The organism is Mycobacterium neglectum (assembly GCF_002591975.1).
Taxonomy (GTDB): Bacteria; Actinomycetota; Actinomycetes; order Mycobacteriales; family Mycobacteriaceae; genus Mycobacterium; species Mycobacterium neglectum.
The window spans coordinates 157,364-182,262 of record NZ_NVQE01000003.1; the positions used below are offsets into that span (position 1 = coordinate 157,364).

Here is a 24,899-nt window from a genome sequence, read left to right on the forward strand (position 1 = left end):
CCCTATCCCTGCGAGCCTGGTGGAAGGAACGGCGGGTTGCCCGGCAACGGCGCTGTGCCTGCGGGTCCCGCATTCGGGCCGGGCCCCGGTGGCGGCGGAGGCCCGGTCAAGGCCGGCGGCAGCGGCGCGATGCCCGGCGTGAAGTCCGGCGGCAGCGGAGGCTGCGGGCCGACGGGTACCGTCCGGGCGCCCGGCGGGGCCGGCGGAAGCGCCGCAGGAACGCCCGGCATATCCGGCGACACCTGACCCGGGATCGCGGCCGACGGCACGCCCGGCGACGGCTGCGGGCCGTGCGCATTCGGCTCGGACGTGACCACATCGGGAGGTCCGTAGTTCGGTCCGTACGGGTTGTCGCCGAACGGACCGACGGTCAAGCCGGCACACGGCAGCGGGTTGCCCGGGGTCGGGATGCCGTCCGGCGCCGGCGTGTAGGAACACGGAGTTCCCGCGCGCACCGCAGGGCCGGGATGCTCGGGAGTGCCTTCCAGCACGGCGGGCCCTGGCGCCGGAGCGCCGTTCGGGAACCGGGCCGCGTTCGGATCCGGGAACCGCCATGCGGGCAGACCCGCGTCACCCCAGAACTTCTCGGGGTCGATCCCGCGCTTCTTGAACGCCGCGTCGACGAACGGTTGCAGGATCTGGCCCGGCAGCAGGTTGACGAGCATGACCTTGAAGTAGGGGCCGGACGCGACCGCTTCACCGAGGGACGCCACGAAGCTGGCGACGGTGGTGAGCGTGTCCATCAGGTCGAATCGGCGCTCGGACAGGACGTCGCTGACCACGCGCAGCTGTTCGAGTACCCGGTTCAGGTTCGGGTTGTCGTCGATGAATCCCTTGACCTGTTCGGAGAAGGAACCGACGCGTTCGAGCAACATGCTCACCGCATACTGGCGTTCGTTAATCGCGCCGAGCAGCTGCTGGGCATTGACCAGGAGCTTGTTGATCTGTTCACTGCGGCTGCCGAGGATACCCGCGATCTGGTTGGCGTTGGCCAGCAGCTGCTTGATCTGGTCGTCGCGCTTGCCGATGGTGTCGGAGAACCGCGCCACCCCGTCGAGTGCGGCACTCAGATGCGGATAAGTCTGGTCGATAGTCTCCGACAACACATTCAGTGACTTCTTCACCGTCTGGGTGTCCCAGCCCGACGACGCCTCGGTCACGTCGAAGAACGCGTCGTAGATCTGGTACGGCGTCGTGGTCTGACCCAGCGGCAGCGTTCCGTTGGCCCGCAACACCGTTGAGCCGCGCGGCTCGATCTCGACGTTGCGGCGACCGAGGATGGTGTCGGTACGAATGGCCGCCCGGCTCTCCGTCCCGATCTGCGTGCCGTCGAGCGAATAGCCGATCCTGACCTTGTCGCCGACGATCTCCGCGCTGCGCACCAGGCCGACATCCACACCGGCGATACGCACCTTGTCGCCGTTGTTGATGCCGCCGGTGTCGGAGAACTCCGCGTAGTACGTGGGTGTCGCGAACAGCATCGGCACACTGGCGAAGCTCTGCCCGACACCGATAACGAGCAAGAGCACAAGGATGCCCATCATGCCGTTACGGACGCGGTTCGATCCCTCCAGAGTTCTCATTGCGGCGTGCACCTACCCGACGGCTGGCTGAAGAGTTTGATCGTGCGCACCGGACCGCCGGGTTGCAGACCGTTCATCCGGATCGAGATGTCGCAGGAGTAGAAGTTGAAGAAATCACCGTAGATTCCACCGGCCCGCCCGATGATCTTGAACGCGGTCGGGAGCCTGGTCAGGATGTCGTTGAGCTTGTCCCTCTGGTCCACCAGCGGCTGCTGGACGGTCTCGAGATGGCCGACGGTGCTCTGCAGCAGTGGGCGGTTGTCCGCCAGTAGATCCGCGATGGTGCCCGCAGCGTCGCTGATCTCGGCCACCGATGAGGCGATCGGGTCCGCGCGGTCGTTCAGCCCCGTGATGAGCGCCTCGAAATCCTGCACCGTCTCGTCGAACTGCTGCTGGTGTCTGACCGTGGTGTCGAGCACGGTGTTGAGGTTGCGGATCACCTCTCCGATCGCCTGGTCGCGGTCGGCCAACGCGGAAGTCAGTGACGCGGTCTGGTCGAGAATGTCGCTTATGGTGCCGCCCTGTCCCTGGAAAATCGTGATGATCGACTGGGCGATGGTGTTCACCTTGTCCGGATCAAGGGACCGGAACACCGGGCGGAATCCGCCGATCAAGGCGTCGAGATCCAGTGCGGGCTCGGTGAGTTCGACCGGGATGGTCCCTCCACCGGGCAACCGACGGTCGCTCTCGCCGCGCTTGAGCTCCATGTACCGGTCGCCGATCAGATTCAGGTAGCGAATCGAAGCGGTAGTGCCCTCGAACAGCGGCAGCGAGCGGTCCACGTCGAAGTCGACCTTGACCAACGATCCGCTGTTGACGAGTTCGACCTTGGAGACCTTGCCCACTTCCACACCGGACGCGCGGACGAACTGGCCGGCCCGCAGGCCGCTGGCATTGGAGAAGACGGCTGAGTAGCCGGTGGTGCGGTCGAAACGCATCTGCCCGAACACCACGATGATGATCGCGGTGAACAGCAACAGCACCAGAGAGAAGGCGCCGAGCTTGATGGCGGTACCGGTGATTTTCATGGGTTGATCGTGTTCTCCCCAATCTGGCGTCCCCAGACGTACTCGATCAGGATCGGCTGGCCCAGTTCGAAGTGGTTGTACGGCGCGATCGACGCACCGGTGTCCATCACGAGGTGCGGGGCCGGCCACAGGTCACGCGTGATGGGCTGCCAGCATCCGGGCTTGCCCTCGGGGCCGCCCCTGGCGTTCACGCGCGGCAGGTTATCCGGATAAACGTAGGGGTTGCCCGCGCCCAAGCCCATGAGGCTCGACCACGTCCGCAGCGAGTAGCCGTTGCCGCCCAGTGACGCCGCCACCTTGGGTTCGACGTCGTGGAAGTTGCGGATCGTGCAGAACAGCGCCGGGCTGTACTCGTCCAGGATCTCCGACGGGCGGATCAGATCCTCCGCGCCACGGACCAGGTACGGCCCGCCACGCTCGAAGATGTCGGCTCCGGTGTTGCCGAACCCGACCGCTGCCATCAGCGCCTGGTCGATGTTGCCCTGCTCCTGGTTGAGCGTGCGGGCCGTGGTGACCGCGTTCTGCAGACCGTCGAAAAGGTCTGGCGCCGCGTCGGCATAGGTCTCGCCGAGGTCGGCCAGCAACTGGTTGTCCCTCCGGAGCTGAGGCATCTGCGGATTGAGGTCGGCGAGGATCTCATTGCCGTTGATGATCGACTGGCCGAAGCGGTCACCCAGCCCGTCCAGCGCTTCGGCGGTAGCCGCCAGGGTCTGGTTCAGCTTGATCGGGTCCACCTGCGACGAGATGTCCACCACCGTCTCGAACAGGGTGTTGAACTCGGTGGTCACCTTCGTCACGTCGATCACGTCGGAGGGGGTGATCCGTTGCGATGACGGGTCTTTCGGCGATGTGAAGGAGATGTACTTGTTGCCGAACACCGTCGTCGCGCTGATGTCGGCCGTGACGTTCTTCGGGATCAGTTCGATGTATTTGGGATCCACGTCGAGGACGATCTTGGCCCGTGGCTCACCTCCGACGTCCACGGCGTTGACCGTGGCGACCCGGCCGATCTCCACGCCGTTGAAGGTGACCTTTGCGCCGGGATCCATCGACAGGCCCGCGCGCGCCGACATCATCGTCAGCTGTTCGCGCTTGAGGAAGTCCCCGCGGAACTGGAAGTAGACCAGCACCACCGCGACGATCACCAACAGCGTCAACACCAGGCCGGCCAGCTTGTACGGCGGGGTGCGAGGCGAGTTGATCGGTGCGGTCATGGCGCTACACCGTCAGGTTGAAGTTCGGGTCGACGCCGTAGAGCGCCAACGATGCGAACAGGACCACGCAGACGATCGCGACAAGGGATGCCCGCATCGACCGGCCGACTGCCTCTCCGACGCCCACCGGTCCGCCGCTGGCGAAGTAGCCGTAATAGCAGTGGTTGAGCATCACGATGACCGAGATGATGATCGCCTGCACGAAGGACCACATGACGTCATCGGCGCGCAGGAACGTGCGGAAGTAGTGCTCGTAGGTGCCGATCGACTGTCCGTAGAAGAACGTCGTGGTGACCTGGGCCGACAGGAAGCTCATGATGATCGCCATCGCGTACAGCGGGATGATGACGACGAAGCCGGCCATGATTCGCGTGGACACCAGATACGAGATGGACTTGATGCCCATCACCTCCAGCGCGTCGATCTCCTCGCTGATCCGCATCGCGCCGAGTTCGGCGGTGGCGCCCGCGCCGACCGTGGCGGCCAGCGCCTGGCCCGCCACGACGGGCGCGGCGATGCGCACGTTGATCAGTGCGGCGAAGAAGCCGGTGAACGCCTCGACACCGATGTTGCCAAGCGATGCGAAGCCCTGGATCGCGACGAGCGAGGAACCGGACAGCGTGACGAACCCGACGATCGCCACGGTGCCGCCGATGACGGCCATCGCGCCGGTGCCCATGCCGATCTCAGCGATCAGTCGCAGGGTCTCCTTGCGGTAGAAGCGCAATGCGTGGCCGATAGAGCCGATGGCGGTGACGACGAACCACGCGACATGCCCGACGCTGTCGAGGAACTTGGCCGGGGCCGTGACGACGCCCGTTCCGCGGGAGAACCCCCGCGGAAACCGAGAACGCAGGACCTGGGTTGTCGACACGTCAGCTCCCCGTTCCGAATCGGACACCGATTGTGGTCAGCACCACGTTCACCGCGAACAGGGCGATCACGCACAACACCAGCGTCTCGTTGACCGCCGTCCCGACGCCTTTGGCGCCACCGGCGACCGTGAGTCCGCGGTAGCAGCCGACCAGACCGGCGATCAGCCCGAAGGTCATGGCCTTCACGACCGAGATCAGCACCTCGGGCAGCCCGGTCACGAGGGTGAGGGTGGAGACATACGCGCCTGCCGAGACGTTCTGCAGGTACACGCCGAAGATGAAGCCGCCGACCAGACCGATGGTGATGACCGCACCGTTGAGCAGAAGCGCGACGAACGTCGAGGCGATCACGCGTGGGACGACCAGCCGGTGGATCGGGTCGATGCCGAGGACCTCGAGCGCGTCGATCTCCTCGCGGATGGTGCGGGCGCCGAGGTCGGCACAGATGGCCGTCGAGCCGGCACCCGCCACCACGAGCACGGTCACCAGGGGGCCGAGCTGGGTGACGGCGGCGAGCGCTGCGCCCGCGCCGGAGATGTCAGCCGCGCCGAACTCCGTGAGCAGGATGTTGAGCGTGAATATGAGGAGCACCGTCAGCGGGATCGACACCGCGACGGTCGGGAGGAAGGCCACCCGCATCAGGAACCAGCTCTGGAGGATGAACTCGCGCCACTGGAACGGTGACTTGAACGTCGCCTTGGCGGTGAGCGTGCACATGCGGACGAATCCGCCGACGGCGGTCAGGCCGGGCCGAATCTGGTCGCGGACGTAACCGACGACGTCGTTCGACGCCGTCACCGACGTGCTCCTACGACGAGACCGCGCCCGTTGCGGCGCGACGGCACACCCTGTCGCACGCGGCCTCCTTGCCCCAACCCGCTGACTGTGACCAGCGTCTCCCTACTCGTCAGTAGTAAGACAGACCACAGGACTGTACCCGATGCCATCCCCGCGTTGCATGGCATCTGGAAGATTGAGTCCTTAACCGTTAGCAAACCCGCCCCGATTCCCTAAATCTCTTGTGCGCCAGCAGAAACCGTTGGGGGAGTAACGCTTTCGCCTGCGTCAATCCGCTTTCCCGCACCGAAGCGCACCCGTAGTTCCGTTTTGAGTACTTTGCCAGCCGGGTTGCGAGGGAGCGCGTCGACGATCTCCAAAGCCTTCGGATGCTTGTATCTGGCGAGGCGTTCGGACAGGAAACTCTCGACATCTGCGAGCCCCAGATCGCTGTCGGCGCCGAGTGCGATCACGGCCACCGGGACCTCACCCCACTTGTCGTCCGGACGGCCGATGACCGCCACCTCGGCGATCGAGGGGTGTGCGGCGAGGACGTTCTCGATCTCGGCGCAGTAGATGTTTTCACCGCCCGAGATGATCATGTCCTTCTTGCGGTCCACGACCCAGACGTAGCCTTCCTCGTCCTGGCGCACGAGGTCTCCGGAGTGGAACCAGCCACCGGCGAAGGCCTCCGCGGTGGCCTTGGGGTTGTTCCAATAGCCCGCCATCAGTGTTGGCGCGCGGTAGACGATTTCACCGACCTGGCCGATTTCGACGTCGTTCATGTTCTCGTCGACGATGCGCGCCGACACCGTGGGAATCACCTTCCCCACCGAGCCGAGTTTCCGGACGGCATCGTCACCCAGCAGCATGCAGGTCACCGGCGACATCTCCGTCTGGCCGAACGCGGCGAGGATCTGGGTCCCGGGGAACGTCTCGGACATGCTGCGCAGCAGGGTATCTGAAGCCGGCGCCGCACCCCACGACAACACCCGCAGCTTCAGGTTCCGCGGACGCGCCCGTTGTTCGGCGACGACCGCCTGCCACTGCGCGGGCACCAGGAAGATACCGGTGACCGCCTCGGCCTCGAGGACATCGAGCAGTGCACCGGGATCGAATGCGCCCAACGGATAGATCACGGTGGGCCTGCCGAGCAGCAGGCCGATGATCATGTTCCCGATACCCGCTATGTGGAACAGCGGGACACCGATGAAGCCGACGTCGCTGTTGAGGTCGGCGCCGTTGGTGAAAAGAAACGTCATCGCCTGCCCGGCGATGTTGGTGTGGGTGAGCACGGCGCCCTTGGGCCTGCCGGTGGTTCCCGAGGTGTACATGATCAGCGCGGGCGAGTCGTTTTCGATGTCGGCGGGCGGGGCTTCGTCGCCAGGTTCGGCCATCACATCGTCGTAGCCGATCGTTCCGATCACGTTGTCGTCCGTCGCACCGCCCGCGACGATCACGGTGGACAGCGTCTGATCGATGTCGCGGACCGCGGTGGCGACCCCGGCGAGCACCGACTCGGTGATGATCACGCGGGCCTGGCAATCGCTCACCAGGAAGGCGATCTCGGGCGGGGTCATCCGGAAGTTGACCGGTACGGCAATGGCTCCGAGCTTGTTGATCGCAAGGAAGGACTCGATGAACTCCGTGCGGTTGAGCATCAGGATCAGCACTCGGTCGGAGAATGCGACCCCACGCCGGCTCAGTGCCCCGGCCAGGGCGGCGACCCGGTTGTCCAGTTCACGCCAGGTCGTGGTGTGCCCCAGGAAGCGCAGGGCGGTATCGCCGGGCTGCATCAGTGAGTGTCGTGCGAGTTGGGTGGTCCAATTCTGCCGACGCGCAAGAAACGGCTGTTCGGTCGGGTCGGGTACCAGAGGGGACGTCAACAGCGAGTGCTCCTCCCCTCGCAGGCTGGGGCCCACTTCCCGGGTTGCGTAGCTTTTACATTTGATCAAACATGGTGTTGCCCCGGTCACAATATGGCCTCGGCTGCTCGGGTACAAGACCACCCCAGACAGACCGGAGAGTCGTGTGAACGCACCACCGAGGACCCGGACCGTGGCCCGGCGCGCAGTGCGCCGCGAACAGCTATCCGACGAGGTCGCGGCGCGGCTGCGCACCGACATCATGACCGGCAACCTGCGGCCGGGCACCTACATCAGGCTGGACGAGACCGCCGCGGCGCTCGGGGTCAGCATCACGCCGGTCCGCGAGGCACTGCGCACCCTTCGCGGCGAGGGCATGGTGGCACTCGAACCGCACCGCGGCCATGTAGTCGTCCCCCTGACGCGCCGCGACGTCGAGGACATCTTCTGGCTCCAGGCCACCATCGCCAAGGAGTTGGCGGCGACCGCGGCCGCGCAGATCACCGAGGCGGAGATCGACGAGCTGGAGCGACTCAACGACGCACTCGCCGAAGCCGTCGACCACCATGAGCCCGACGCGATCGCGTCCGCGGAGTTCACGTTCCACCGGGCGTTCAACAGGTCTGCCGGCCGCATCAAGCTGGCGTGGTTCCTCTTACATGTCGCGCGATACCTGCCCGGCCACATCTACGCGGCGAGTCCGCAGTGGGGAATCTCCGCGGTGGCCGGTCATCGCGAGATGATCGCGGCGCTACGCCGAGGCGACGTCGACACGGCCGTCAGGCTGACCGGCGGCGAGTTCACCGACGGCGCGCAACGCCTCATCGCGCGACTCGACGACACAAAGTTGTGGGGCTGAGCGTCAGCTGCCCGCGGAGAGTTCCTCGGCGCGAGTCTTCAAATTGCCTGCCAGATAGTCGAGCGTGTCCCCGATGGCCTTCTTGACGAACTGTGCCGGGATCGGCAGTTTGGTCTCGACGTCGAGGTCGACCGTCAGAAGCGATGTCGCTCCCATGGGGACCACCGAGAACTTCTGTTCCTGCTTCTCGAAGAACTCACCCTGCTGCAGCACCGTCTGGATCTGATTGTCGCCGGGGTAGTAGACCGCGGTGATGAACGTGCCCGACTGACCCTGGACCACAACGTCCAGACGCAATTGGCTGGGACGGCCGTCGTCGTAGCGGGCCAGCACCCAGCAGCCCTTGATCTCGTCGTTCCACAACGGGTACGACTCGAAGTCGGCGACGATGCCCATGATCGCCTCGGCGGGGGCTTCGACCTCGACGGTCTTGCTCACAAACGGCATCGCACGAGCATATCGACTAGTCGACGCGCGCCTTTTCGAGCAGGGAACGAATCACTTCCGGGATCGGCACGGGCCTGCGTCCAGCCCGGTCGACGTAGACGTGCACCCAGTGGCCGACGGCCGCAACAGGTTCGTTGGGTTTGCCTTCCTGCCAGATCCCCAGCCGGTAGGTGACGCTGCTGTTGCCCAGCCGTGTGACCGCCACTCCGACGAAAAGCGGTTCGGGGAAACGCAGTTCGGCGAAGTACTTGCACCCCGACTCGGCGACCACCCCCAGCCACGGCACGGTCAACGGATCGATCTCGCAGTTGGTGTTGATCCACCCGTTGATCGCCGTGTCGAACAGTCCGTAGTAGACCGCGTTGTTCAGGTGACCGAACATGTCATTGTCGGTCCATCGGGTCGTCGCCGGCCAGTGCACGGGAAAGTCAGCGCTGGTGAGCGCTTGCTCGGTCATGGGCAGCAGTCTCGCAGGTGGTGGTCACTTATGGCCTAATAGCTACAGGGTGAGCTCACGAACGCGTCGGCGGCGCGGGAGTGGTTGCTGGAGGCCTGGATGGTCAGCGCGTCATAGGGCCCATACCTGTTGTGGTAGTCCCGGTAGATTCGCCCGGTGGTCTCGTAATCCCTGACGATCTTGGCGCAATACCTTTGGTTCTCGCGTTCCATCGGCTTGGCGTCCGCTATCCCGGCGCCGAGGCCGACGAGCGCGCCCGACAGGGCGATCGCCGCCATCGCCGTTCTTCCAATTGGTCGAGTTCTCATGTTGTTTCCCTTCGGATTTGGTGTTCATCAGTGGTTCTGACGGTTCGTGTCGCGCGACCCGTGGCGAGTGGGTGGACGATCGCGGGCATGCCGCGCCACACGACGTTTTGGGCCGCGACGGTGAAGCCGCAGGCGCGCATGCGCTCGACGGTGTCGCGGTTGCAGCGACAGCCACCTGCAAAGCGGCGCCACGGTTCGGCGAGCGTGTCCTGCCACGTCGCCAGTAGCCGCGAGCTTGCGCGCACATGTTCGATGAACAGCAGTTGCCCGCCCGGCCGGAGTACCCGCGCAATTTCGCGCAGCGCACGTTCGGGCTCGTCGATTGTGCATAGGGCCAGCGTCGAAACGACGGTGTCCACGGACGCGTCGGACAGTGGTAGGCGCTCCGCCGACGCGTCGACAATCCTTGTGGGGCAACCATGTCGGGGCATGCGACGCGAGAGTTTGTTGCGCATGCCTGGTTCGGGCTCGATGAGCACCAGCTCGGTGACCGACTCCGGATAGTGGGCAATGTTCAGCCCGGTCCCGGCGCCGATCTCGACGGCGCGGCCATAGGCGTCGGCCAGCAGCGTGCCGCGGCGGCGACGCATGCCTGCGGTCTCCCCCAGCCAGAGAAAGGGGTCGTACACGAGAGCGAAGATCCGCAGCCACGCGGCAGATGGCGGGTTCCCCCGTGATTCGGTATCCGATCTGATGTCAGCGATTTCCGTCATGCCGCAAACGTAGGAGTGTCCACCTGACGCGCACATCGCCCGATTCGGCCATCTTCGGCAGATGGCCCCTTTCGGCTACCTCACAGGATTCCGAGGCGCGCGGCTTCCGCGACGGCGGCGGTTCGCGAAGTGCCGCCCAGCTTGCGGCGGATGTTGGCCACGTGGCGGTGGACGGTGTGCGGGCTGAGCACCAGGTGCTCCGCGATCTCGCGATCACCGAGACCGCGCGCGATGCACGCCAGGATTTCGCGTTCACGAACCGACAGGACCTGCTGCTGCCCGCTCGCGTGGTGCGGCGACGGCTGCGCCGGTCCCAGCGATTCGCGGCATGCGCGAACGACGGAATCGGCGTCACCGTGCCACGGAAAGTGCGCGCTTCCCTTCAGCGGGATGAATGTCGCGCCGGGAATCGCGGCCGCGACCTCGCGCCCGAGCCGGTACGGCACGGCGCGGTCGTCGCGGCGATGCACCACCAGCGTTGGCGAGCGGACGAGCGCAAGCTGGTCTCGAACATCAAGGCGATAGACGAGAGCCAATACTGCGGCGGCGGTTTCGGCCGTCGCCGCCTCACGCTGCAACCGGCTGAAACGTTCGTGCTCGTCACCGCCGGCACTGCCGAGAAAGATATCACCGAGAAGGCGTGAGCCCAAGCCCCAATGCGCTTGTATCGCAGTCAATATCGCCTCACCCACGCCGGGTGCCGTGAGTGCCTTCCCGTCCGGGTACGACCCGTACAGCACCAACCGCTCGACGCGTTCGGGGAAAGCTGCGGCAAACGCAATTGCCGTGCAGCTGCCGGATGAGCCGCCGATGAGCGAAACGCGCTCGAGTCCGAGCTCGTCGATGAGCGAGCGCAGCGTTGCGACCTCGCCGTCGAGGGTCAGATCGGAATCATGCAGCGTGCGATCCGACATGCCGACTCCGAGCCGGTCGTACCGGATCAGTGTGTATCCATCCGCGATGCCATCCCAGAAGCGACGAAAATCGGCGTCCTGGGTGTCGAGCTCGAGGTGACTCACCCACCACGCCGGGGCGACCAGCGGTGGCCCGCTGCCGCGCACCTCGTACGCCACCCGGCGTCCGCCGACGGGCAGAAACCGGATCTCGGACTTTTCCAGCATCCCCGGGAGCGTATGGGAACCCGCTGGGTCATTGCAGCGGTCTCGCAGTGACGGCAGGCTGTAGTCATGAGGGTCCGTGGCGCCGTACTCGAAGAGATCGGCCTGCCAAGGCCATACGCCGAATCACGACCGCTCGCGGTGCAGGAGCTCGACCTGGATCCGCCCGGAGCCGGTGAACTCCTCGTCCGCATCGAGGCCGCGGGCATGTGCCACTCCGATCTGTCAGTGGTCGACGGCAACCGGGTCCGGCCGATGCCGATGCTGCTGGGCCACGAGGCCGCGGGCGTCGTCGAGCAGACGGGTCCCGGGGTGCCCGACGGGGCCGTGGGACAGCGCCTGGTGATGACCTTCCTCCCGAGGTGCGGAGCTTGCGAGGCGTGCGACACCAACGGGCTCACACCGTGTCTGCCGGGCAGCGCGGCCAATGCGGCCGGCACCTTGATGACCGGCGAACGTCGGCTCTCGCGCGGCGGGCACCCGATCCATCACCACCTCGGGGTCTCCGGTTTTGCCACTCACGCGGTCGTCGACCGTCGCTCGGTCGTGCCCGTCCCCGCCGACGTGCCTCCCGACGTCGCGGCGTTGCTCGGGTGTGCCGTGCTGACCGGCGGTGGCGCGGTGATCAATGCGGGACGCCCACGGGCGGGTGACACCGTAGTTGTCGTCGGCCTCGGCGGCGTCGGCATGGCCGCGGTGCTCACCGCTCTCTCGCATGACGACGTCCGTGTCATCGGTGTCGACCAGCTGCCCGCCAAGCTGGGTCTGGCGCGCACCATGGGTGCGCACGAGGCATACACACCGGATGAGGCGCACGAAGCGGGCCTCAAGGCCGCCGTGGTGATCGAGGCGGTCGGCCATCCGAAGGCGGTGGAGACCGCCGTCGACCTCACCGCGCCAGGAGGCCGGACCGTCTGCGTCGGACTCCCGCGGCCCGACGCTCGAATCAACCTGTCGCCGTTGGGCTTTGTCGCAGAGGGCCGGTCGCTGATCGGCAGCTACCTCGGCTCGGCCGTGCCCTCGCGGGAGATCCCGCACTTCGTGGGCCTGTGGCGGGCGGGCCGGCTTCCGGTCGAGTCGCTGGTGTCGTCGACGATCACCCTCGACGAGATCAACAGCGGTATGGACGAACTCGCCGACGGCAATGCAGTCCGGCAGATCATCAGGTTCGACTAGCCGCGGCCTCTGCGGTCGCGACGCCCGGTACAACTTGTATGATGAGTTGGTTACTCATCATATGACTTGTTCTAGGAGTTCGAGATGTCCGACCGCATTCGCCACATCACGCTTTCCCACGTGGTCCTCCCGCTGGCCAACCCGGTCAGTGACGCCAAGGTGCTCACCGGCAGGCAGAAGCCGCTGACCGAGACCGTGCTGCTGTTCGCCGAGGTCACCACGGAAGACGGCCTCGAGGGCATGGGGTTCAGTTACTCGAAGCGCGCCGGCGGTCGGGCCCAGTTCGCGCACCTCGCCGAGGTCGCCGACACCGCGATCGGCGCCGACCCGTCCGACATCGACCGCATCTACCAATCGCTGCTGTGGGCAGGCGCGTCGGTCGGCCGATCGGGGGTGGCCACCCAGGCGATCGCGGCATTGGACGTCGCGCTGTGGGACCTCAAGGCGCGGCGGGCCGGGCTTCCGCTGGCCAAGCTCATCGGCGCCCATCGCGACTCCTGCCGTGTCTACAACACCTCCGGCGGCTTCCTGCAGGCCTCCGTCGACGAGATCAAGGAGAAAGCCACCGCCTCGCTCGAGGCCGGCATCGGCGCCATCAAAATCAAAGTGGGGCAACCGGACTGGAAGACGGACCTGGATCGGGTAGCGGCGATCAAGGAGCATCTGGGCGACACGCCGCTGATGGTCGATGCCAATCAGCAGTGGGACCGGGATCGGGCCCGCCGGATGTGCCGTGAACTCGAGCGCTACGACCTGGTGTGGATCGAGGAGCCGCTGGACGCCTGGGACGCGGTCGGGCACGCGGACCTCAGCCATACCTTTGACACCCCGATCGCGACCGGCGAGATGCTCACGTCGGTCCCCGAGCACATGGCACTGCTCGACGCCGGCTACCGCGGCATCGTCCAGCCCGACGCGCCCCGGATCGGCGGCATCACCCCGTTCCTGCGCTTCGCCACGCTGGCCGCTCATGCCGGGCTGGCGCTGGCCCCGCACTACGCGATGGAGATCCATCTGCATCTGGCGGCCACCTATCCCACCGAGCCGTGGGTCGAGCACTTCGAATGGCTCAACCCACTGTTCAACGAGCGCATCGACATTCACGATGGCCACATGTGGTTACCCGATCGGCCCGGCCTGGGCTTCTCGCTGTCCGATCAGATGCGCGCACTCACGAAGGAAAGCGCCGAGTTCGGGCAATGACAACAACGCTGGCCGGGCGGGTGGTCGCCGGTTTGAAGGACAAGATCCTCGCCGGCGACCTGCCTGCCGGTCACAAGCTGCCCTCGGAGGCCGAACTCATCGAGGAGTTCGGGGTGTCCCGCACCGTCGTACGGGAAGCGGTGACCCGCCTGCGCGCCGAGGGTCTGGTCGAAACCTTCCACGGCCGGGGTTCATTCGTGCTCACGGTGCCGGAGTCGACGTCGTTCACCGTGGAATCCACCGCGATCCGCAGCCATCAGGACGTGCTCGACATGATCGACTTCCGGCTCGGGATCGAGACCGAGGCGGCAGCACTGGCTGCGGCCCGGCTGGACGCCGCGGGCCGCACCGCGATCCAGTCGGCCCTGGATGCGTTCGTCGCCGCGGCACCCGAAGACGCCGTCGAGGCCGACTTTCGGTTCCACCGAGCGATCGCTACGGCAGGTAACAACCGCTTCTATGTCGACCTGCTCGACTCACTCGGTCCGATGATGATCATGCTTCCCCGGATGCGGCTGGGTGAGGACTACTCGCTCACCGACGCCGGGCACGTCGACCGAGTCCGGGCCGAGCACGCCAACATCGTCGCCGCCATCCTCGCCGGAGATCCCGCCGCCGCCAGTGCCGCGATGCGCGTCCACCTCGCCAACTCCCGCCGCCGGCTCGACCCGCGCTGACGCGCGGCGCTTCAACAGCATTCGGATCAAGGGCAGCAGAATCAGCAGCGCGAAGACCGCGAGTATGACGCCGGAGATCGGCCGCGTGACGAATCCCGTCGGATCGCCGCCGAAGATGAGCAGGGACCGTCGCGTGCTCGACTCGATGATGGATCCGAGTACGAAGGCCAGCACCATCGGGCCCGGATCGAACCCGGCCTTCTTCATCAGGTAGCCGATGATGCCGAACGCCACCATCAAGTAGATGTCGAATACCGAATTGTTGATCGTGTACACGCCGAGGATCGTGATCAGCGCCGTGATCGGCGCGAGGATCGCGGGCCTTACCTTGAGGATCCGCACGAACAACCCGACCAGTGGGATGGACAGAATCAGCAACAGGATGTTGCCGATGTACATCGAGTTGATGACGCCCCAGAAGACGTCCGGGTGTTCGCTGACCAACTGCGGGCCCGGTGAGACACCGAGGATCAGCAGCGCGCCGAACAGCATCGCCATCGTCGCGTTGGCGGGCAATCCGATCGTGAGCAGCGGTATGAAAGACGAAGTGGCCGCGGCGTTGTTGGCGGTTTCCGGCGCCGCGACACCCTCGACCGCACCGCGCCCGAACCGTTCGGGCTTCTTGGAGATGCGCTTCTCGGTGGCGTAGGCGACGATCGAGGAGAGCACGGCGCCGCCGCCGGGCAGCACGCCGAGAACGAAACCGATGATGGATCCCCGCCCTATCGCTCCCGATGACTGTTTGAGGTCCTTGCGAGACGGCCATACATTGCCGACCTCGGCGGGCACGTGCTTCTTGCCGTGCCGTTGCTCGAGGTTGTACAGAATCTCGCCGACGCCGAACAATCCCATGGCCACGACGACGAAGTCGATGCCGTCGGCCAGTTGCAGGCTGTCGAACGTGAACCGCGATGCACCGGTGAAGCTGTCGCGCCCCACTGTCGCCAACAGCAGACCCACCAGGCCGGCGATCAGTGCCTTCAACTTGTTGCCGCTGCCGATGGTGGCGACGAGCAGCACGCCGAGCAGGGCCAGCGCGGCGTATTCGGGGGGCCCGAAATCGAGTGCGATGCTAGCGACCACAGGAGCGAGAAGAGTCAGCCCGATGATTGAGATCGTCGCTCCCACAAAGGAACCGATCGCGGCGATACCCAGCGCTGTACCTGCCTTGCCCTGTTTGGCCAGGGCGAACCCGTCGAACACGGTGACCACCGACGACGCCTCGCCGGGCAGTCGCAGCAGGACCGAGGTGATGGTGCCGCCGTACTGCGCGCCGTAATAGATCCCGGCAAGCATGATGATCGCCGAGACCGGGTCGATTGTGTAGGTGATGGGTAGCAGGATCGCGATCGTGGCCGCAGGGCCGAGGCCCGGCAGGACGCCGATGATCATGCCGATCAGCACGCCGACAAGACAGTACAGCAGGTTCTTCGGTTCGACGACGAGTGCGAACCCGTCCAGAAACGCGGTGAAGTCCATGGCTGGCTTCTAGATTGCGATCAAGTGCGGCAACGGGATTCGCAGCCCGTAGAGGAACAGGAAATAGAACGCCGCGACGGTGGCCACGCTGATCACGATCGTGTTCCGCCAGCTCTCGCCGCCGAGGAATTTCAGCCAGATCACGCATAGCGCCAGTGCCGGGATCTCGAAGCCCGACAACGGCAGCAGCAGGCCGAATGCGACGAACGTGATGACACCCACGACCGTGAGCACACTGGCGCGGGTGAAGGCCTCGGCGTCGCCCAGTCCGCGGCCGACCGCCAGCAGTGCGACGCACAGCGTCACGATGAGGACGCTGACGACGAATGGCCACAGCCCCGGACCCGGCTCACGCAGTGAGCCGAGGCCGTATCCGGCCGAGAGCACAGCACCGGCGATGCCGATCGCGATGCCGACCAGCGCACCGGCGATCTGGTAGACGGGGCCGCCTGCGGGTGGCCGTTCCTCCTCCAGTTCGTGGGCGACCTCGGCCTCGAGCTCGGCGAGGATGTCGCGGGTGTGGGGATGCGGTGCACCGGCCGGCGTCGCGTCGTTCATGTTCTAGCCCTCGTTGCGCAGATTGATGCCGTACTGCTGCACCAGATCCTCGTACCGCTTCATGTCGGACTGCAGTTGCGCGAGGACCTCGTCACCCGGGAGTTCCATCGGAGTCAGGCTGTTCTGCTTGTTGAACTCCTGGTAGCTCTCGGTCGCGAAGGTCGTCTTCATGCCTTCGGCGATCGTGTCCTGGATGTCCTGCGGCGTTCCCTTGGGCACCGTCATGAAGCGGTACTGCGTCACCTCGACGTCGAGTCCCTGCTCCTTGGCGGTGGGCACCTCGGGCAGGTACTCGATGCGATCGGGGCCGAAGACCGCCAGCGGGGTCAGCTTGCCGGACTGGATGTTTTCGATCGCCTCGCCGACCTGGATGCTCGCCACGTCAACCTGGTTGCCGAGCACCGCGGCCAGCGCGGGCGCCCCACCGTCGAAGGGAACTGCCTGCGACTCGACGTTGCTTACCTTGAACAGCAGGGCCGCGGACAATTGTGCGCCGGTGCCCACACCCGTCGTTCCGTAGCGCACGACGCGGTTGGCGTTCTTGATGTCATCGAGCGTGCGGAAGCCGCTCGCCGGGGCGGTCACCAACACGTAGTCATCGCGCGAAACCCCTTGAACAACATCGAAATCTTCGATGTTGGTGACCTCGTCGGGGCTGACAGCCATCGGGGTGATGGTGAACAGTGACGCGTTCTGGATGGCGATGATCGAGCCGTTCGGCTCCGCCTTGGCTACCTCGGCCGCAGCGAGGGCGCCGTTGGCGCCTTCTCGGTTGATGACGGGGAACGACGCGCCGAGGTCGTCGCTGAGACCCTTGGAAACCGCGCGGCTGATCAGGTCGCTCGAGCCGCCGGCAGACGCGCCGACATACATCTCGACAGCGCCGGACGGATAGGAATCGCCACCACCGCCTTCGGTGGAGTTCTGGACGCCGCTACATCCGGTGAGGACCAGGCCGGCGGCGGCCGTGGCTGCCAAACCGGCACGGAGGCGGATTCGGCGCAGCGTGTTGTGGGTGGGCATGAAATCACTCCTCGTTGTGTGACCTGACGTCCACGGCATGGCAAATGTGGTCGTTGTCACCCCACCGTAAGAAACAGCAGTGATACCTGTCCAACGCTCTTATGGCATAACTTGATGCGCATTAGGTATAAGTCAGAACCAGCTGTCGCGCATATCCAGCGTTGTGCGGTCCATCGATGCGAGCAGGTCGAGCGCAGGGCCGGTCTTGGGCAGTTCGCTGCGGAAGAAATGCCGCGCGGCGAAGCGTTTGCCGTCGTAGAAGTCGCCGGAGCGACCGTTGCAGGCCACCACCTGCTGCAGCCAGATCCACGCGACCACGATGTGCCCGAACGCCTCGAGGTAGGCCACGCTGTTGGCCAGTGCCGCATCGACGTCGCCTGAGGCGAGCATTGCGGTGGTGACCTCGACCAGGCGTTGCCAGGTGATGTTGAGGCGGTCGGCCAATTCAGCGGTGTCACCGCCTGCGGCGGTCGCGGCGGTGACCGTCTGCGCTATTGCCGCTCCCAGCGCCGCGAGGCTGGCACCGCCACGCTGGGTTACCTTGCGGCCCAACAAGTCCAGGCTCTGAATGCCGTGGGTGCCTTCGTGAATGGGGTTCAGCCGGTTGTCGCGATAATGCTGTTCGACGTCGTATTCACGGGTGTAGCCGTATCCGCCGTGGACCTGTATCGCCAGGCTGTTGGCCTCCAGACACCACTGCGACGGCCAGCTCTTACCGACCGGCGTGAGGATGTCGAGCAGCAGCGTGACCGCATCGCGCTCCGCGTCTGTCTCTGCGCTGTGCTGCAGGTCGACGAGCTTGGCACAGTACAGCAGCAGCGCCATCCCACCTTCGACATATGCCTTCTGCGCCAACAGCATTCGCTTGACATCGGCGTGCTCGATGATCGGTATCTGCGGTGCCGTCGGGTCCTTGGCGGTCACCGGCCTGCCCTGCGGACGTGCACGGGCATAGTCCAGGGACTTGAGGTATCCGGTGTAGCCCAGCGCCACCGCACCCATGCCCACACCGAGGCGAGCCTCGTTCATCATGTGGAACATGTAGGTGATGCCGCGATGGGGTTCGCCGACGAGATATCCGAGCGCACCGTCGAAGTTCAGCACGGTGTTGGTGATGCCCCGCTGCCCCATCTTGTGGTTCAGCCCGGCAATGACGACGTTGTTGCGCTCGCCGATCGAACCATCGTCGTTGACGAGGTACTTCGGCACGATGAACAGCGAAATGCCCTTGGTGCCCGCGGGCCCGCCGGGAATCTTGGCGAGCACCAGGTTGACGATGTTGTCGGTCAGCTCGTGCTCGGCGCCGGAGATCCACATCTTCGAACCGAACAGCCGGTACGTGCCGTCGGCCTGCGGTTCGGCCCGGGTGAGGATGTCGGCCAGCGACGAGCCGGCTTGGGTCTCCGACAGCGCCATCGTCCCGGAGAAACGCCCGGCCATCATCGGTCGCATGAAGGCGTCGATCTGCTCGGGCGTGCCGAACTTCGCGATCAGATTCGCGTTGGCGATGGTGAGCATCAGGTATCCGGTGGTGCTCACGTTGGCCGCCGAAAACCAGGCGAGACCCGCTTCGGCGACGGTCACGGGCAGCTGGGCGCCACCGAACCGGCTGTCCATCGATGCGCCGATCAGATCCGCCTGGGTGAAAGCGTCGAGCGCCTCCTTGACTTCACCGATGACCGTGACCTTCTCGCCGTCGAAGCTCGGTTCTTCTGCATCGCTCTTCTTGTTGTGCGGCGCGAAGTACTTCGTCGCCAACTGCTCGCACAGATCCAGCACGCCGTCGAAGGTCTCGCGGGAATGCTCGGCGAAGCGGTCCCGCTTCGTCAGCTCATCGATCTGCAACCATTCGTACAGCAGGAAATCGAGATCCCGGCGCGACAGCAGCGTTGACTTCATCTCTAGCCCTGCGGGGCGCTTCGTTCTACCGCGAGTCCCAATGGCTCGGCCTCTCGTACCGATTCATCGCGGATCAGCCCCCGCAGCAATGCGGTGCTGAACTCGACGGCGATCTCCTGTGCGGTGCGCCTGCCGTGCGGCCTCAGCCATCGGTAGGAACCCAGCGTCATCCCGATGTAGCCGAGAGCGAGCACGTGGCTGTCGCAGTCGTAGAACTCGCCGCTGGCGATGCCACGGTCGATGACGTCGCGCACATGCTCGTAGACCTGCGTCTCCTTCTCCCGGATATACGCGACCTGTTCCTCGGTGAACCACTCCGTGATGTAGGGGCCCTCCTGGAAGTAGACCGCCGCCCGCTCGATGTCGCTGGCGATGCCGACCAGCAGTCGCCGGGTGAAGTGATAGATGGTCTCGCGGGCCGAGGCCGTCGGGTCGTCGTGCAGGGCATCCACCGTGAAGTCGGCCGCACCCTTGTAGATGTCGTAGAGGATCAGCGCCTTGCTGGCGTAGTAGTGGTACACCGTGGCCTTGTTCAGGCCGACGGCGTCGGCGACGTCGTCCATCCGAGTGCCGTGATAGCCCCGCGCTGCGAAGAGCTTGGTGGCGACGGCCAACAGCTCTTCGCGACGGGACATCCCGTTGTTCGGGCTTTCCCCAGAAGAACCGGAGGACCCGGAGGACACAGGCGGCATGGCGACTCACTATATGCAGGCCCGGAGCGCATCCGGGGGTATCAATCAACTGGTTGGCTAGTTTATGCGTTCGGGGTGTCGTCAGTTCGGCGGCCGGTCTAGACTCAGTCGAGGACGAGCCGCTACGCGAGAGGTGACGACGTGGATCCCAACCCGGATTATGACGCGAGCGACGAGATCGAATACGGCGCCAACTGGTTCGCCTGGATTCTGCGCGGCGTGTATCCCCCGCCCGCCTATCCCCCGGTGTGAGCCCGCGGTAACCCGCGGATTGCCATCCGGACGGCCAGATAGATCGCCGACGAGGTGACCAAAAAAATCGGCCAACCCATCGCAATGCGCGCGGCCGCGAGTAACCCCTCCTGATTCGTGTCGTATAGGTAGTTCTGCACCAAAAAGCGTGACCAAGACGCCGTCGCCATCACGGCGGTGGCGATATCGAATGCCCACAGCACCCGTGGCACGCGACGCCACGCGCCATCGCGCCCCGTCATCCAGGCCCATCCGACTCCGACGAGTGGCCTGCGAATCACGATCGACACGGTGAACACAATCGCCAATCCCAGATACATCCAGATGCCGGGCAGATAGAAGTCCTTGGCCCGGCCGGTGATCGATGCGAACGCCGCGCACACCGCCACAGCGGCGAATCCGAACAGTGCGGGGCGGGTGGACTCCCGCCGCACCAGTTGCCACGCCAGAATGACCGATGCGACGCCGATCGCTGCGAAGAGCGCCGGGCGCAGGCTGGTCAGTGAGTTCGTCACCGCGAACGTGGTGACCGGCAGCGCCGTGTACACCAGGCCGCGCACCCCGCCGGCGCGCACCAACAGTGCAGCGATGGGCGAGCGTTCTCCGGCCATCATGTTCATTGCTTCGCACTTTACGTGCGACACAGCCATCTCCCTGTCGGTCGCATCTGGGTAAGCGCAGCGCTTACCGCCGGAGGGGCACGCGGGTCGCCGAAGGGCAGATGGCAGACTTTTCGGATGATCATCGGGATACCGCGCGAATCCCATGTGGGAGAGACACGGGTGGCCGCAACGCCGCAGACCGTCGGACAGCTCCTCAAATTGGGCTATTCCGTCGTCGTCGAGTCGGGTGCCGGCGCCGCATCCAGCTTCGCCGATGCGGCCTACGTGGAGGCTGGCGCCAGTGTCGGCGACCCCTGGGCGGCCGATGTCGTCCTCAAGGTCAACGCCACCTCTGACGACGAGATCGCCAAGTTACGCGACGGCGCGACACTCGTGAGCCTGATCTCCCCGGCGCTGAACCCGGAACTGGTCCAGAAGCTGTCCGCCCGCCCCATCACGGTGCTGGCGATGGACGCCGTTCCGCGCATCTCCCGGGCGCAGTCGCTGGACGTCCTGTCGTCGATGGCGAACATCGCCGGGTACCGCGCGGTCGTCGAGGCTGCACACAGTTTCGGCCGGTTCTTCACCGGGCAGGTGACGGCGGCGGGCAAGGTACCGCCTGCCAAGGTCCTCGTGGTCGGAGCGGGCGTGGCCGGGCTCGCCGCCATCGGGGCCGCCGGGAGTCTCGGCGCAATCGTGAAGGCCACCGATCCGCGGCCCGAGGTCGCCGACCAGGTCAAGTCCCTCGGCGGGGAGTACGTGTCCGTCGACCCGGCGGCGGCTGAGGTATCGGCGACCGGTTACGCCAAGGAGATGGGCGACGACTACAAGGCCCGCGAGACGGCGCTCTACGCCGAGTTGGCCTCCGACGTCGACATCATCATCACCACCGCGCTGATCCCGGGTAAGCCCGCACCGCGCATCATCACCGCGGAGATGGTCGCGTCGATGAAGCCCGGCAGTGTTCTCGTCGACATGGCCGCGTCCAACGGCGGCAACGTCGAGGGCACCGTCAAGGATCAGGCCATCGTCACCGACAACGGCGTGACGATCATCGGCTACACCGATCTGGCGGGACGACTGCCCGCCACGGCCTCTCAGCTCTACGGCACCAACCTGGTCAACCTGCTCAAGCTGCTCACCCCGGAGAAGGACGGGCAGCTCACGCTGGACTTCGACGATGTCGTCCAGCGGTCGGTGACCGTCGTGCGCGACGGCGAAACCACCTGGCCGCCGCCACCGGTGCAGGTGTCCGCGGCACCCGCGCCCGCCGCCGCCCCGGTCGAGCACAAGCCACCCAAGACGCCGATGACGACGCGCCGTCGACTGGGCATCGCCTTCTCCGCCGCAGCGGTGCTGTTCGCCCTGATCGCACTCTCCCCTGCCGCGCTACAGGTTCACCTGACGGTCTTCGCGCTGGCGATCGTCATCGGCTACTACGTCATCGGCAATGTGCATCACGCTCTGCACACGCCGCTGATGTCGGTGACCAACGCGATCTCCGGCATCATCGTCGTCGGCGCCCTGCTACAGATCGGCCACGGCGACGTAGTGATCACCGCATTGGCAACGGCAGCGATTCTGCTCGCCAGCATCAACGTCTTCGGCGGCTTCGCGGTGACCCGTCGCATGTTGTCCATGTTCTCGAGGAGCTAGGAGCATGTCCCACTTGATAAACATTGAGACCGCCGCCACCGCTGCCTACGTCGTCGCGGCGCTGCTGTTCATCCTGGCGCTCGCGGGGTTGTCGAAGCACGAAACATCTCGCGCCGGAAATAGTTTCGGTATTGCCGGCATGGCCGTCGCACTGCTCGCGACGATCGCGCTCGCGCTGGCGCGCCACATCGAACCGGTGGGCCTTGGCCTGCTCGCCGGCGCCATGATCATCGGAGCCGCGATCGGCCTGTGGCGAGCCAAGGTCGTCGAGATGACCGGCATGCCCGAGCTCATCGCGCTGCTGCACAGCTTCGTCGGCCTGGCCGCCGTGTTGGTCGGCTGGAACGGCTACCTGCACGTCGAGGGTGACTCGGACAGATACCAAGTCGGCGCCGAAGCCATGAAACTGAGCGCGGAGGGCATGCTCGGCATTCACTCCGCCGAGGTCGTCATCGGCGTCTTCATCGGTGCGGTGACGTTCACCGGTTCGGTCGTCGCCAACCTGAAGCTGTCGGCCCGGATCAAGTCCGCCCCGATGATGCTGCCCGGCAAGAACTTCCTCAACGTCGGCGCGCTGGTGGTCTTCGCCGCACTCACGGTGTGGTTCGTGATCGACCCGCAGCTGTGGTTGCTGATCGTGGTCACGGTGCTGGCGCTGCTGCTGGGCTGGCACCTGGTCGCGTCGATCGGCGGCGGCGACATGCCCGTTGTGGTCTCGATGCTCAACAGCTACTCGGGCTGGGCTGCGGCCGCATCGGGCTTCCTGCTGTCCAACGACCTGCTCATCGTCACCGGAGCGCTCGTCGGCTCGTCCGGTGCCTACCTGTCCTACATCATGTGCAAGGCGATGAATCGCTCGTTCATCTCGGTCATCGCCGGTGGCTTCGGCATCGAAGCCGGCCCGGCAGAGGACAAGGACTACGGCGACCACCGCGAGATCACCGCCGACGGAGCCGCCGAACTCCTCGCCTCGGCCAGTTCGGTGATCATCACGCCCGGCTACGGCATGGCCGTCGCACAGGCTCAGTACGGTGTCGCCGACCTGACGCGCAAGCTGCGCGACCGCGGCGTCAACGTGCGGTTCGGCATCCACCCGGTGGCGGGACGCCTGCCGGGCCACATGAACGTGCTGCTGGCCGAGGCCAAGGTGCCCTACGACATCGTGCTGGAGATGGACGAGATCAACGACGACTTCGGCGACACCGACGTCGTCCTGGTCATCGGCGCCAACGACACGGTCAACCCGGCGGCATCCGAGGATCCGAGCAGCCCGATCGCCGGTATGCCGGTGCTGACGGTGTGGAACGCCAACCACGTCATCGTCTTCAAACGCTCCATGGCCTCGGGCTACGCGGGCGTGCAGAACCCGCTGTTCTTCCGGGAGAACACCCAGATGCTGTTCGGCGACGCCAAGGACCGGGTGGACGCGATCAACGCTGCGCTCTCAGAAGCGGTCTCGGCCGGTCACTAGAGTTTGCACTTCAATCGGCAAGGCGCGCCGGTTCCGCCGCGCGGTGGAAATAGCATGCCGTGCGTGGGGGAAGACAAATCGCCGGAGTCTCGCGGTAAGACCAGTGGACGGCTGGCCAGCATCGGCACCGTGCTGATCATCTTGATCATCTACGCCGCGGCACTGGCCGGCTACCACTACGTTGCAGGCCCGGCCAAGTCGTTGCCCCCACCGGACCTCGGCGACACCAGCGACACGGTCGTGCAGGTGACCCTCGAGGACATCCACCCCGTCGACAACAAGGTCGACGTGAACGTCATGGTTTTTCCCGCCGACGAGCAGATGAACACGCAGCTCAATGTGGTCAACACCGACATCGGGGTGCGCCTGTTTCTGAATGAGATCAGCATCGGTGGCGACCTCGAGACGCCCGAAGGAAAATTGCCGGAAGAGATCAGCACGACGATCGTCGCCAACGGCGACCCTGACAAGTGGCCCTTCGACAGGTACACCGTCGGCGCTCTGGGGGCGGATGTGCTCGTCGGTACCGGTGACGATCGGACGTTCGTACCCGCCCAGGTGGAAGTGACCGGCAGCCTCAACAGCTGGGACATCACCAGCACGCGCAGCGGTCCGGTCACCCAGTCTTCCGGTGAGGGCGATTACCAGACGATCACGTTGAGTCGGGCGCGCGGCCCGCTCGCCTTCGACGTCGGATTGTGCCTGGTGCTGATCACCCTGCCCGCGGTGGCGCTCTTCGTGTCAATCGAGATGATCCGCGGACGGAAGAACTTCCTCCCACCGTTCGGGACGTGGTACGCCGCATCGTTGTTCGCGATCATCCCAATACGAAACTTCATGCCCGGCGCCCCGCCGCCCGGCGCGTGGATCGACCAGATCCTCGTGCTGTGGGTGCTGGTCGCGTTGACCGGGGCCATGGTGGTGTACTTCGTCGCCTGGCACCGCCGCAGCGACTGACCAGCGCAGC

The 24,899-nt window shown here is 65.5% G+C and carries 23 protein-coding genes and 2 pseudogenes; 8 read left to right on the forward strand and 17 right to left on the reverse strand.

The genetic code is table 11. The features are described from left to right. Nucleotides 1–2 precede the first annotated feature (2 nt). The 6 genes from CSQ99_RS03995 to fadD5 all read right to left on the reverse strand — a co-directional run bounded on the left by CSQ99_RS03995 (nt 3) and on the right by fadD5 (nt 7,363). Nucleotides 3–1,583 carry a virulence factor Mce family protein gene (locus CSQ99_RS03995; RefSeq protein WP_099037865.1) on the reverse strand — a complete coding sequence of 527 codons (1,581 nt, stop codon included), beginning with the start codon at nt 1,581–1,583 and terminating at the stop codon, nt 3–5. Beyond that, the gene (locus CSQ99_RS04000) at nt 1,580–2,611 is read right to left on the reverse strand and encodes a virulence factor Mce family protein (RefSeq protein WP_099037745.1); all 1,032 of its coding nucleotides are present in this window, start codon (nt 2,609–2,611) and stop codon (nt 1,580–1,582) included. Before CSQ99_RS04000 ends, CSQ99_RS03995 begins: the two co-directional genes overlap by 4 nt. After that, a complete protein-coding gene (locus CSQ99_RS04005) occupies nt 2,608–3,825 on the reverse strand; it encodes an MCE family protein (protein WP_099037746.1) in 1,218 nt (405 codons plus the stop codon). The genes CSQ99_RS04000 and CSQ99_RS04005 overlap by 4 nt, the downstream gene beginning before the upstream one ends. 4 nt (nt 3,826–3,829) lie before the next feature. Further along, entirely contained in the window at nt 3,830–4,699 is an 870-nt protein-coding gene (locus CSQ99_RS04010; protein ID WP_099037747.1) for an MlaE family ABC transporter permease, read from the reverse strand. Between the two features lies 1 nt (nt 4,700). Beyond that, nucleotides 4,701–5,498, reverse strand: a complete 798-nt coding sequence (locus tag CSQ99_RS04015) for an MlaE family ABC transporter permease (RefSeq protein ID WP_099037748.1) — start codon at nt 5,496–5,498, stop codon at nt 4,701–4,703. 212 nt (nt 5,499–5,710) lie between these two features. Further along, the gene (gene fadD5, locus CSQ99_RS04020; RefSeq protein ID WP_176560868.1) at nt 5,711–7,363 is read right to left on the reverse strand and encodes a fatty-acid--CoA ligase FadD5; all 1,653 of its coding nucleotides are present in this window, start codon (nt 7,361–7,363) and stop codon (nt 5,711–5,713) included. A 145-nt stretch (nt 7,364–7,508) separates the two neighbouring features. Here fadD5 and CSQ99_RS04025 point away from each other — a divergent pair, with 145 nt between their 5' ends. Next, entirely contained in the window at nt 7,509–8,201 is a 693-nt protein-coding gene (locus CSQ99_RS04025; RefSeq protein WP_099037749.1) for a GntR family transcriptional regulator, read from the forward strand. 3 nt (nt 8,202–8,204) lie between these two features. Here the strand turns inward: CSQ99_RS04025 and CSQ99_RS04030 are convergent, their stop codons facing one another. The 5 genes from CSQ99_RS04030 to CSQ99_RS04050 form a co-directional block, all read right to left on the reverse strand. Beyond that, nucleotides 8,205–8,648 (reverse strand): SRPBCC family protein, encoded by a 444-nt coding sequence (locus CSQ99_RS04030; protein WP_099037750.1) that lies wholly within the window; start codon nt 8,646–8,648, stop codon nt 8,205–8,207. 16 nt (nt 8,649–8,664) lie between these two features. Further along, a complete protein-coding gene (locus tag CSQ99_RS04035; RefSeq protein WP_099037751.1) occupies nt 8,665–9,105 on the reverse strand; it encodes an acyl-CoA thioesterase in 441 nt (146 codons plus the stop codon). A gap of 35 nt (nt 9,106–9,140) precedes the next feature. Continuing rightward, the gene (locus tag CSQ99_RS04040) at nt 9,141–9,413 is read right to left on the reverse strand and encodes a hypothetical protein (RefSeq protein ID WP_245908667.1); all 273 of its coding nucleotides are present in this window, start codon (nt 9,411–9,413) and stop codon (nt 9,141–9,143) included. After that, on the reverse strand, nt 9,410–10,126 hold the full coding sequence (locus CSQ99_RS04045; protein ID WP_099037753.1) for a class I SAM-dependent methyltransferase: 717 nt from the start codon (nt 10,124–10,126) through the stop codon (nt 9,410–9,412). Before CSQ99_RS04045 ends, CSQ99_RS04040 begins: the two co-directional genes overlap by 4 nt. A gap of 80 nt (nt 10,127–10,206) precedes the next feature. Beyond that, complete coding sequence (locus tag CSQ99_RS04050) at nt 10,207–11,247, reverse strand: alpha/beta fold hydrolase (RefSeq protein WP_099037754.1); 1,041 nt, start codon at nt 11,245–11,247, stop codon at nt 10,207–10,209. A 66-nt stretch (nt 11,248–11,313) separates the two neighbouring features. Here CSQ99_RS04050 and CSQ99_RS04055 point away from each other — a divergent pair, with 66 nt between their 5' ends. The 3 genes and pseudogenes from CSQ99_RS04055 to CSQ99_RS04065 all read left to right on the forward strand — a co-directional run. Then, nucleotides 11,314–12,420 carry an alcohol dehydrogenase catalytic domain-containing protein gene (locus CSQ99_RS04055; RefSeq protein ID WP_099037755.1) on the forward strand — a complete coding sequence of 369 codons (1,107 nt, stop codon included), beginning with the start codon at nt 11,314–11,316 and terminating at the stop codon, nt 12,418–12,420. 84 nt (nt 12,421–12,504) lie between these two features. Beyond that, the gene (locus CSQ99_RS04060) at nt 12,505–13,623 is read left to right on the forward strand and encodes an L-talarate/galactarate dehydratase (protein ID WP_099037756.1); all 1,119 of its coding nucleotides are present in this window, start codon (nt 12,505–12,507) and stop codon (nt 13,621–13,623) included. Further along, nucleotides 13,620–14,210 (forward strand): annotated as a pseudogene (locus CSQ99_RS04065) (FadR/GntR family transcriptional regulator); the annotation flags it as partial. The gene CSQ99_RS04060 and the pseudogene CSQ99_RS04065, both read left to right, overlap by 4 nt. Here the strand turns inward: CSQ99_RS04065 and CSQ99_RS31220 are convergent. From CSQ99_RS31220 to CSQ99_RS04090, 5 genes are all read right to left on the reverse strand, one after another. Beyond that, the gene (locus CSQ99_RS31220; protein ID WP_099037758.1) at nt 14,100–15,779 is read right to left on the reverse strand and encodes a tripartite tricarboxylate transporter permease; all 1,680 of its coding nucleotides are present in this window, start codon (nt 15,777–15,779) and stop codon (nt 14,100–14,102) included. The pseudogene CSQ99_RS04065 and the gene CSQ99_RS31220 sit on opposite strands and share 111 nt — an antisense overlap. 9 nt (nt 15,780–15,788) lie before the next feature. Beyond that, entirely contained in the window at nt 15,789–16,337 is a 549-nt protein-coding gene (locus CSQ99_RS04075; RefSeq protein ID WP_099037759.1) for a tripartite tricarboxylate transporter TctB family protein, read from the reverse strand. 3 nt (nt 16,338–16,340) lie between these two features. After that, nucleotides 16,341–17,360, reverse strand: coding sequence for a tripartite tricarboxylate transporter substrate binding protein (locus CSQ99_RS04080; protein WP_099037760.1), 1,020 nt, complete (start codon nt 17,358–17,360; stop codon nt 16,341–16,343). A gap of 132 nt (nt 17,361–17,492) precedes the next feature. Continuing rightward, nucleotides 17,493–19,259 carry an acyl-CoA dehydrogenase gene (locus tag CSQ99_RS04085; protein ID WP_099037761.1) on the reverse strand — a complete coding sequence of 589 codons (1,767 nt, stop codon included), beginning with the start codon at nt 19,257–19,259 and terminating at the stop codon, nt 17,493–17,495. A 2-nt stretch (nt 19,260–19,261) separates the two neighbouring features. Beyond that, nucleotides 19,262–19,951: a TetR/AcrR family transcriptional regulator gene (locus tag CSQ99_RS04090; protein WP_099037762.1), complete on the reverse strand. Its 690-nt coding sequence runs from the start codon at nt 19,949–19,951 to the stop codon at nt 19,262–19,264. A gap of 141 nt (nt 19,952–20,092) precedes the next feature. On the opposite strand from CSQ99_RS04090, the pseudogene CSQ99_RS31225 reads away from it, so the two are divergent. After that, a pseudogene (locus CSQ99_RS31225) lies at nt 20,093–20,203 on the forward strand (CAP domain-containing protein); the annotation flags it as partial. Here CSQ99_RS31225 and CSQ99_RS04100 read toward each other — a convergent pair. After that, nucleotides 20,188–20,814 carry a DUF3159 domain-containing protein gene (locus tag CSQ99_RS04100; RefSeq protein WP_099037867.1) on the reverse strand — a complete coding sequence of 209 codons (627 nt, stop codon included), beginning with the start codon at nt 20,812–20,814 and terminating at the stop codon, nt 20,188–20,190. The pseudogene CSQ99_RS31225 and the gene CSQ99_RS04100 sit on opposite strands and share 16 nt — an antisense overlap. Nucleotides 20,815–20,940: 126 nt before the next feature. Here CSQ99_RS04100 and CSQ99_RS04105 point away from each other — a divergent pair, with 126 nt between their 5' ends. Genes CSQ99_RS04105 through CSQ99_RS04115 form a run of 3 tightly spaced genes read left to right on the forward strand, consistent with a single transcriptional unit; the run spans nt 20,941 to nt 24,889 of the window. Then, a complete protein-coding gene (locus CSQ99_RS04105; RefSeq protein WP_099037763.1) occupies nt 20,941–22,461 on the forward strand; it encodes a Re/Si-specific NAD(P)(+) transhydrogenase subunit alpha in 1,521 nt (506 codons plus the stop codon). Between the two features lie 4 nt (nt 22,462–22,465). Then, entirely contained in the window at nt 22,466–23,932 is a 1,467-nt protein-coding gene (gene pntB, locus CSQ99_RS04110; protein ID WP_099037764.1) for a Re/Si-specific NAD(P)(+) transhydrogenase subunit beta, read from the forward strand. A 54-nt stretch (nt 23,933–23,986) separates the two neighbouring features. Beyond that, on the forward strand, nt 23,987–24,889 hold the full coding sequence (locus CSQ99_RS04115) for a DUF4436 domain-containing protein (RefSeq protein WP_099037765.1): 903 nt from the start codon (nt 23,987–23,989) through the stop codon (nt 24,887–24,889). Nucleotides 24,890–24,899: the final 10 nt, after the last annotated feature.

What these genes read in the sequence shown, in the direction of transcription:
- CSQ99_RS03995 (WP_099037865.1), bottom strand. Translation starts at nt 1,583, where the DNA reads ATGAGAACTCTGGAGGGATCGAACCGCGTCCGTAACGGCATGATGGGC.
- CSQ99_RS04000 (WP_099037745.1), bottom strand. Translation starts at nt 2,611, where the DNA reads ATGAAAATCACCGGTACCGCCATCAAGCTCGGCGCCTTCTCTCTGGTG.
- CSQ99_RS04005 (WP_099037746.1), bottom strand. Translation starts at nt 3,825, where the DNA reads ATGACCGCACCGATCAACTCGCCTCGCACCCCGCCGTACAAGCTGGCC.
- CSQ99_RS04030 (WP_099037750.1), bottom strand. Translation starts at nt 8,648, where the DNA reads ATGCCGTTTGTGAGCAAGACCGTCGAGGTCGAAGCCCCCGCCGAGGCG.
- CSQ99_RS04035 (WP_099037751.1), bottom strand. Translation starts at nt 9,105, where the DNA reads ATGACCGAGCAAGCGCTCACCAGCGCTGACTTTCCCGTGCACTGGCCG.
- CSQ99_RS04040 (WP_245908667.1), bottom strand. Translation starts at nt 9,413, where the DNA reads ATGAGAACTCGACCAATTGGAAGAACGGCGATGGCGGCGATCGCCCTG.
- CSQ99_RS04045 (WP_099037753.1), bottom strand. Translation starts at nt 10,126, where the DNA reads ATGACGGAAATCGCTGACATCAGATCGGATACCGAATCACGGGGGAAC.
- CSQ99_RS04050 (WP_099037754.1), bottom strand. Translation starts at nt 11,247, where the DNA reads ATGCTGGAAAAGTCCGAGATCCGGTTTCTGCCCGTCGGCGGACGCCGG.
- CSQ99_RS04055 (WP_099037755.1), top strand. Translation starts at nt 11,314, where the DNA reads ATGAGGGTCCGTGGCGCCGTACTCGAAGAGATCGGCCTGCCAAGGCCA.
- CSQ99_RS04060 (WP_099037756.1), top strand. Translation starts at nt 12,505, where the DNA reads ATGTCCGACCGCATTCGCCACATCACGCTTTCCCACGTGGTCCTCCCG.
- CSQ99_RS31220 (WP_099037758.1), bottom strand. Translation starts at nt 15,779, where the DNA reads ATGGACTTCACCGCGTTTCTGGACGGGTTCGCACTCGTCGTCGAACCG.
- CSQ99_RS04075 (WP_099037759.1), bottom strand. Translation starts at nt 16,337, where the DNA reads ATGAACGACGCGACGCCGGCCGGTGCACCGCATCCCCACACCCGCGAC.
- CSQ99_RS04080 (WP_099037760.1), bottom strand. Translation starts at nt 17,360, where the DNA reads ATGCCCACCCACAACACGCTGCGCCGAATCCGCCTCCGTGCCGGTTTG.
- CSQ99_RS04085 (WP_099037761.1), bottom strand. Translation starts at nt 19,259, where the DNA reads ATGAAGTCAACGCTGCTGTCGCGCCGGGATCTCGATTTCCTGCTGTAC.
- CSQ99_RS04090 (WP_099037762.1), bottom strand. Translation starts at nt 19,951, where the DNA reads ATGCCGCCTGTGTCCTCCGGGTCCTCCGGTTCTTCTGGGGAAAGCCCG.
- CSQ99_RS04100 (WP_099037867.1), bottom strand. Translation starts at nt 20,814, where the DNA reads ATGGCCGGAGAACGCTCGCCCATCGCTGCACTGTTGGTGCGCGCCGGC.
- CSQ99_RS04105 (WP_099037763.1), top strand. Translation starts at nt 20,941, where the DNA reads ATGATCATCGGGATACCGCGCGAATCCCATGTGGGAGAGACACGGGTG.
- pntB (WP_099037764.1), top strand. Translation starts at nt 22,466, where the DNA reads ATGTCCCACTTGATAAACATTGAGACCGCCGCCACCGCTGCCTACGTC.
- CSQ99_RS04115 (WP_099037765.1), top strand. Translation starts at nt 23,987, where the DNA reads ATGCCGTGCGTGGGGGAAGACAAATCGCCGGAGTCTCGCGGTAAGACC.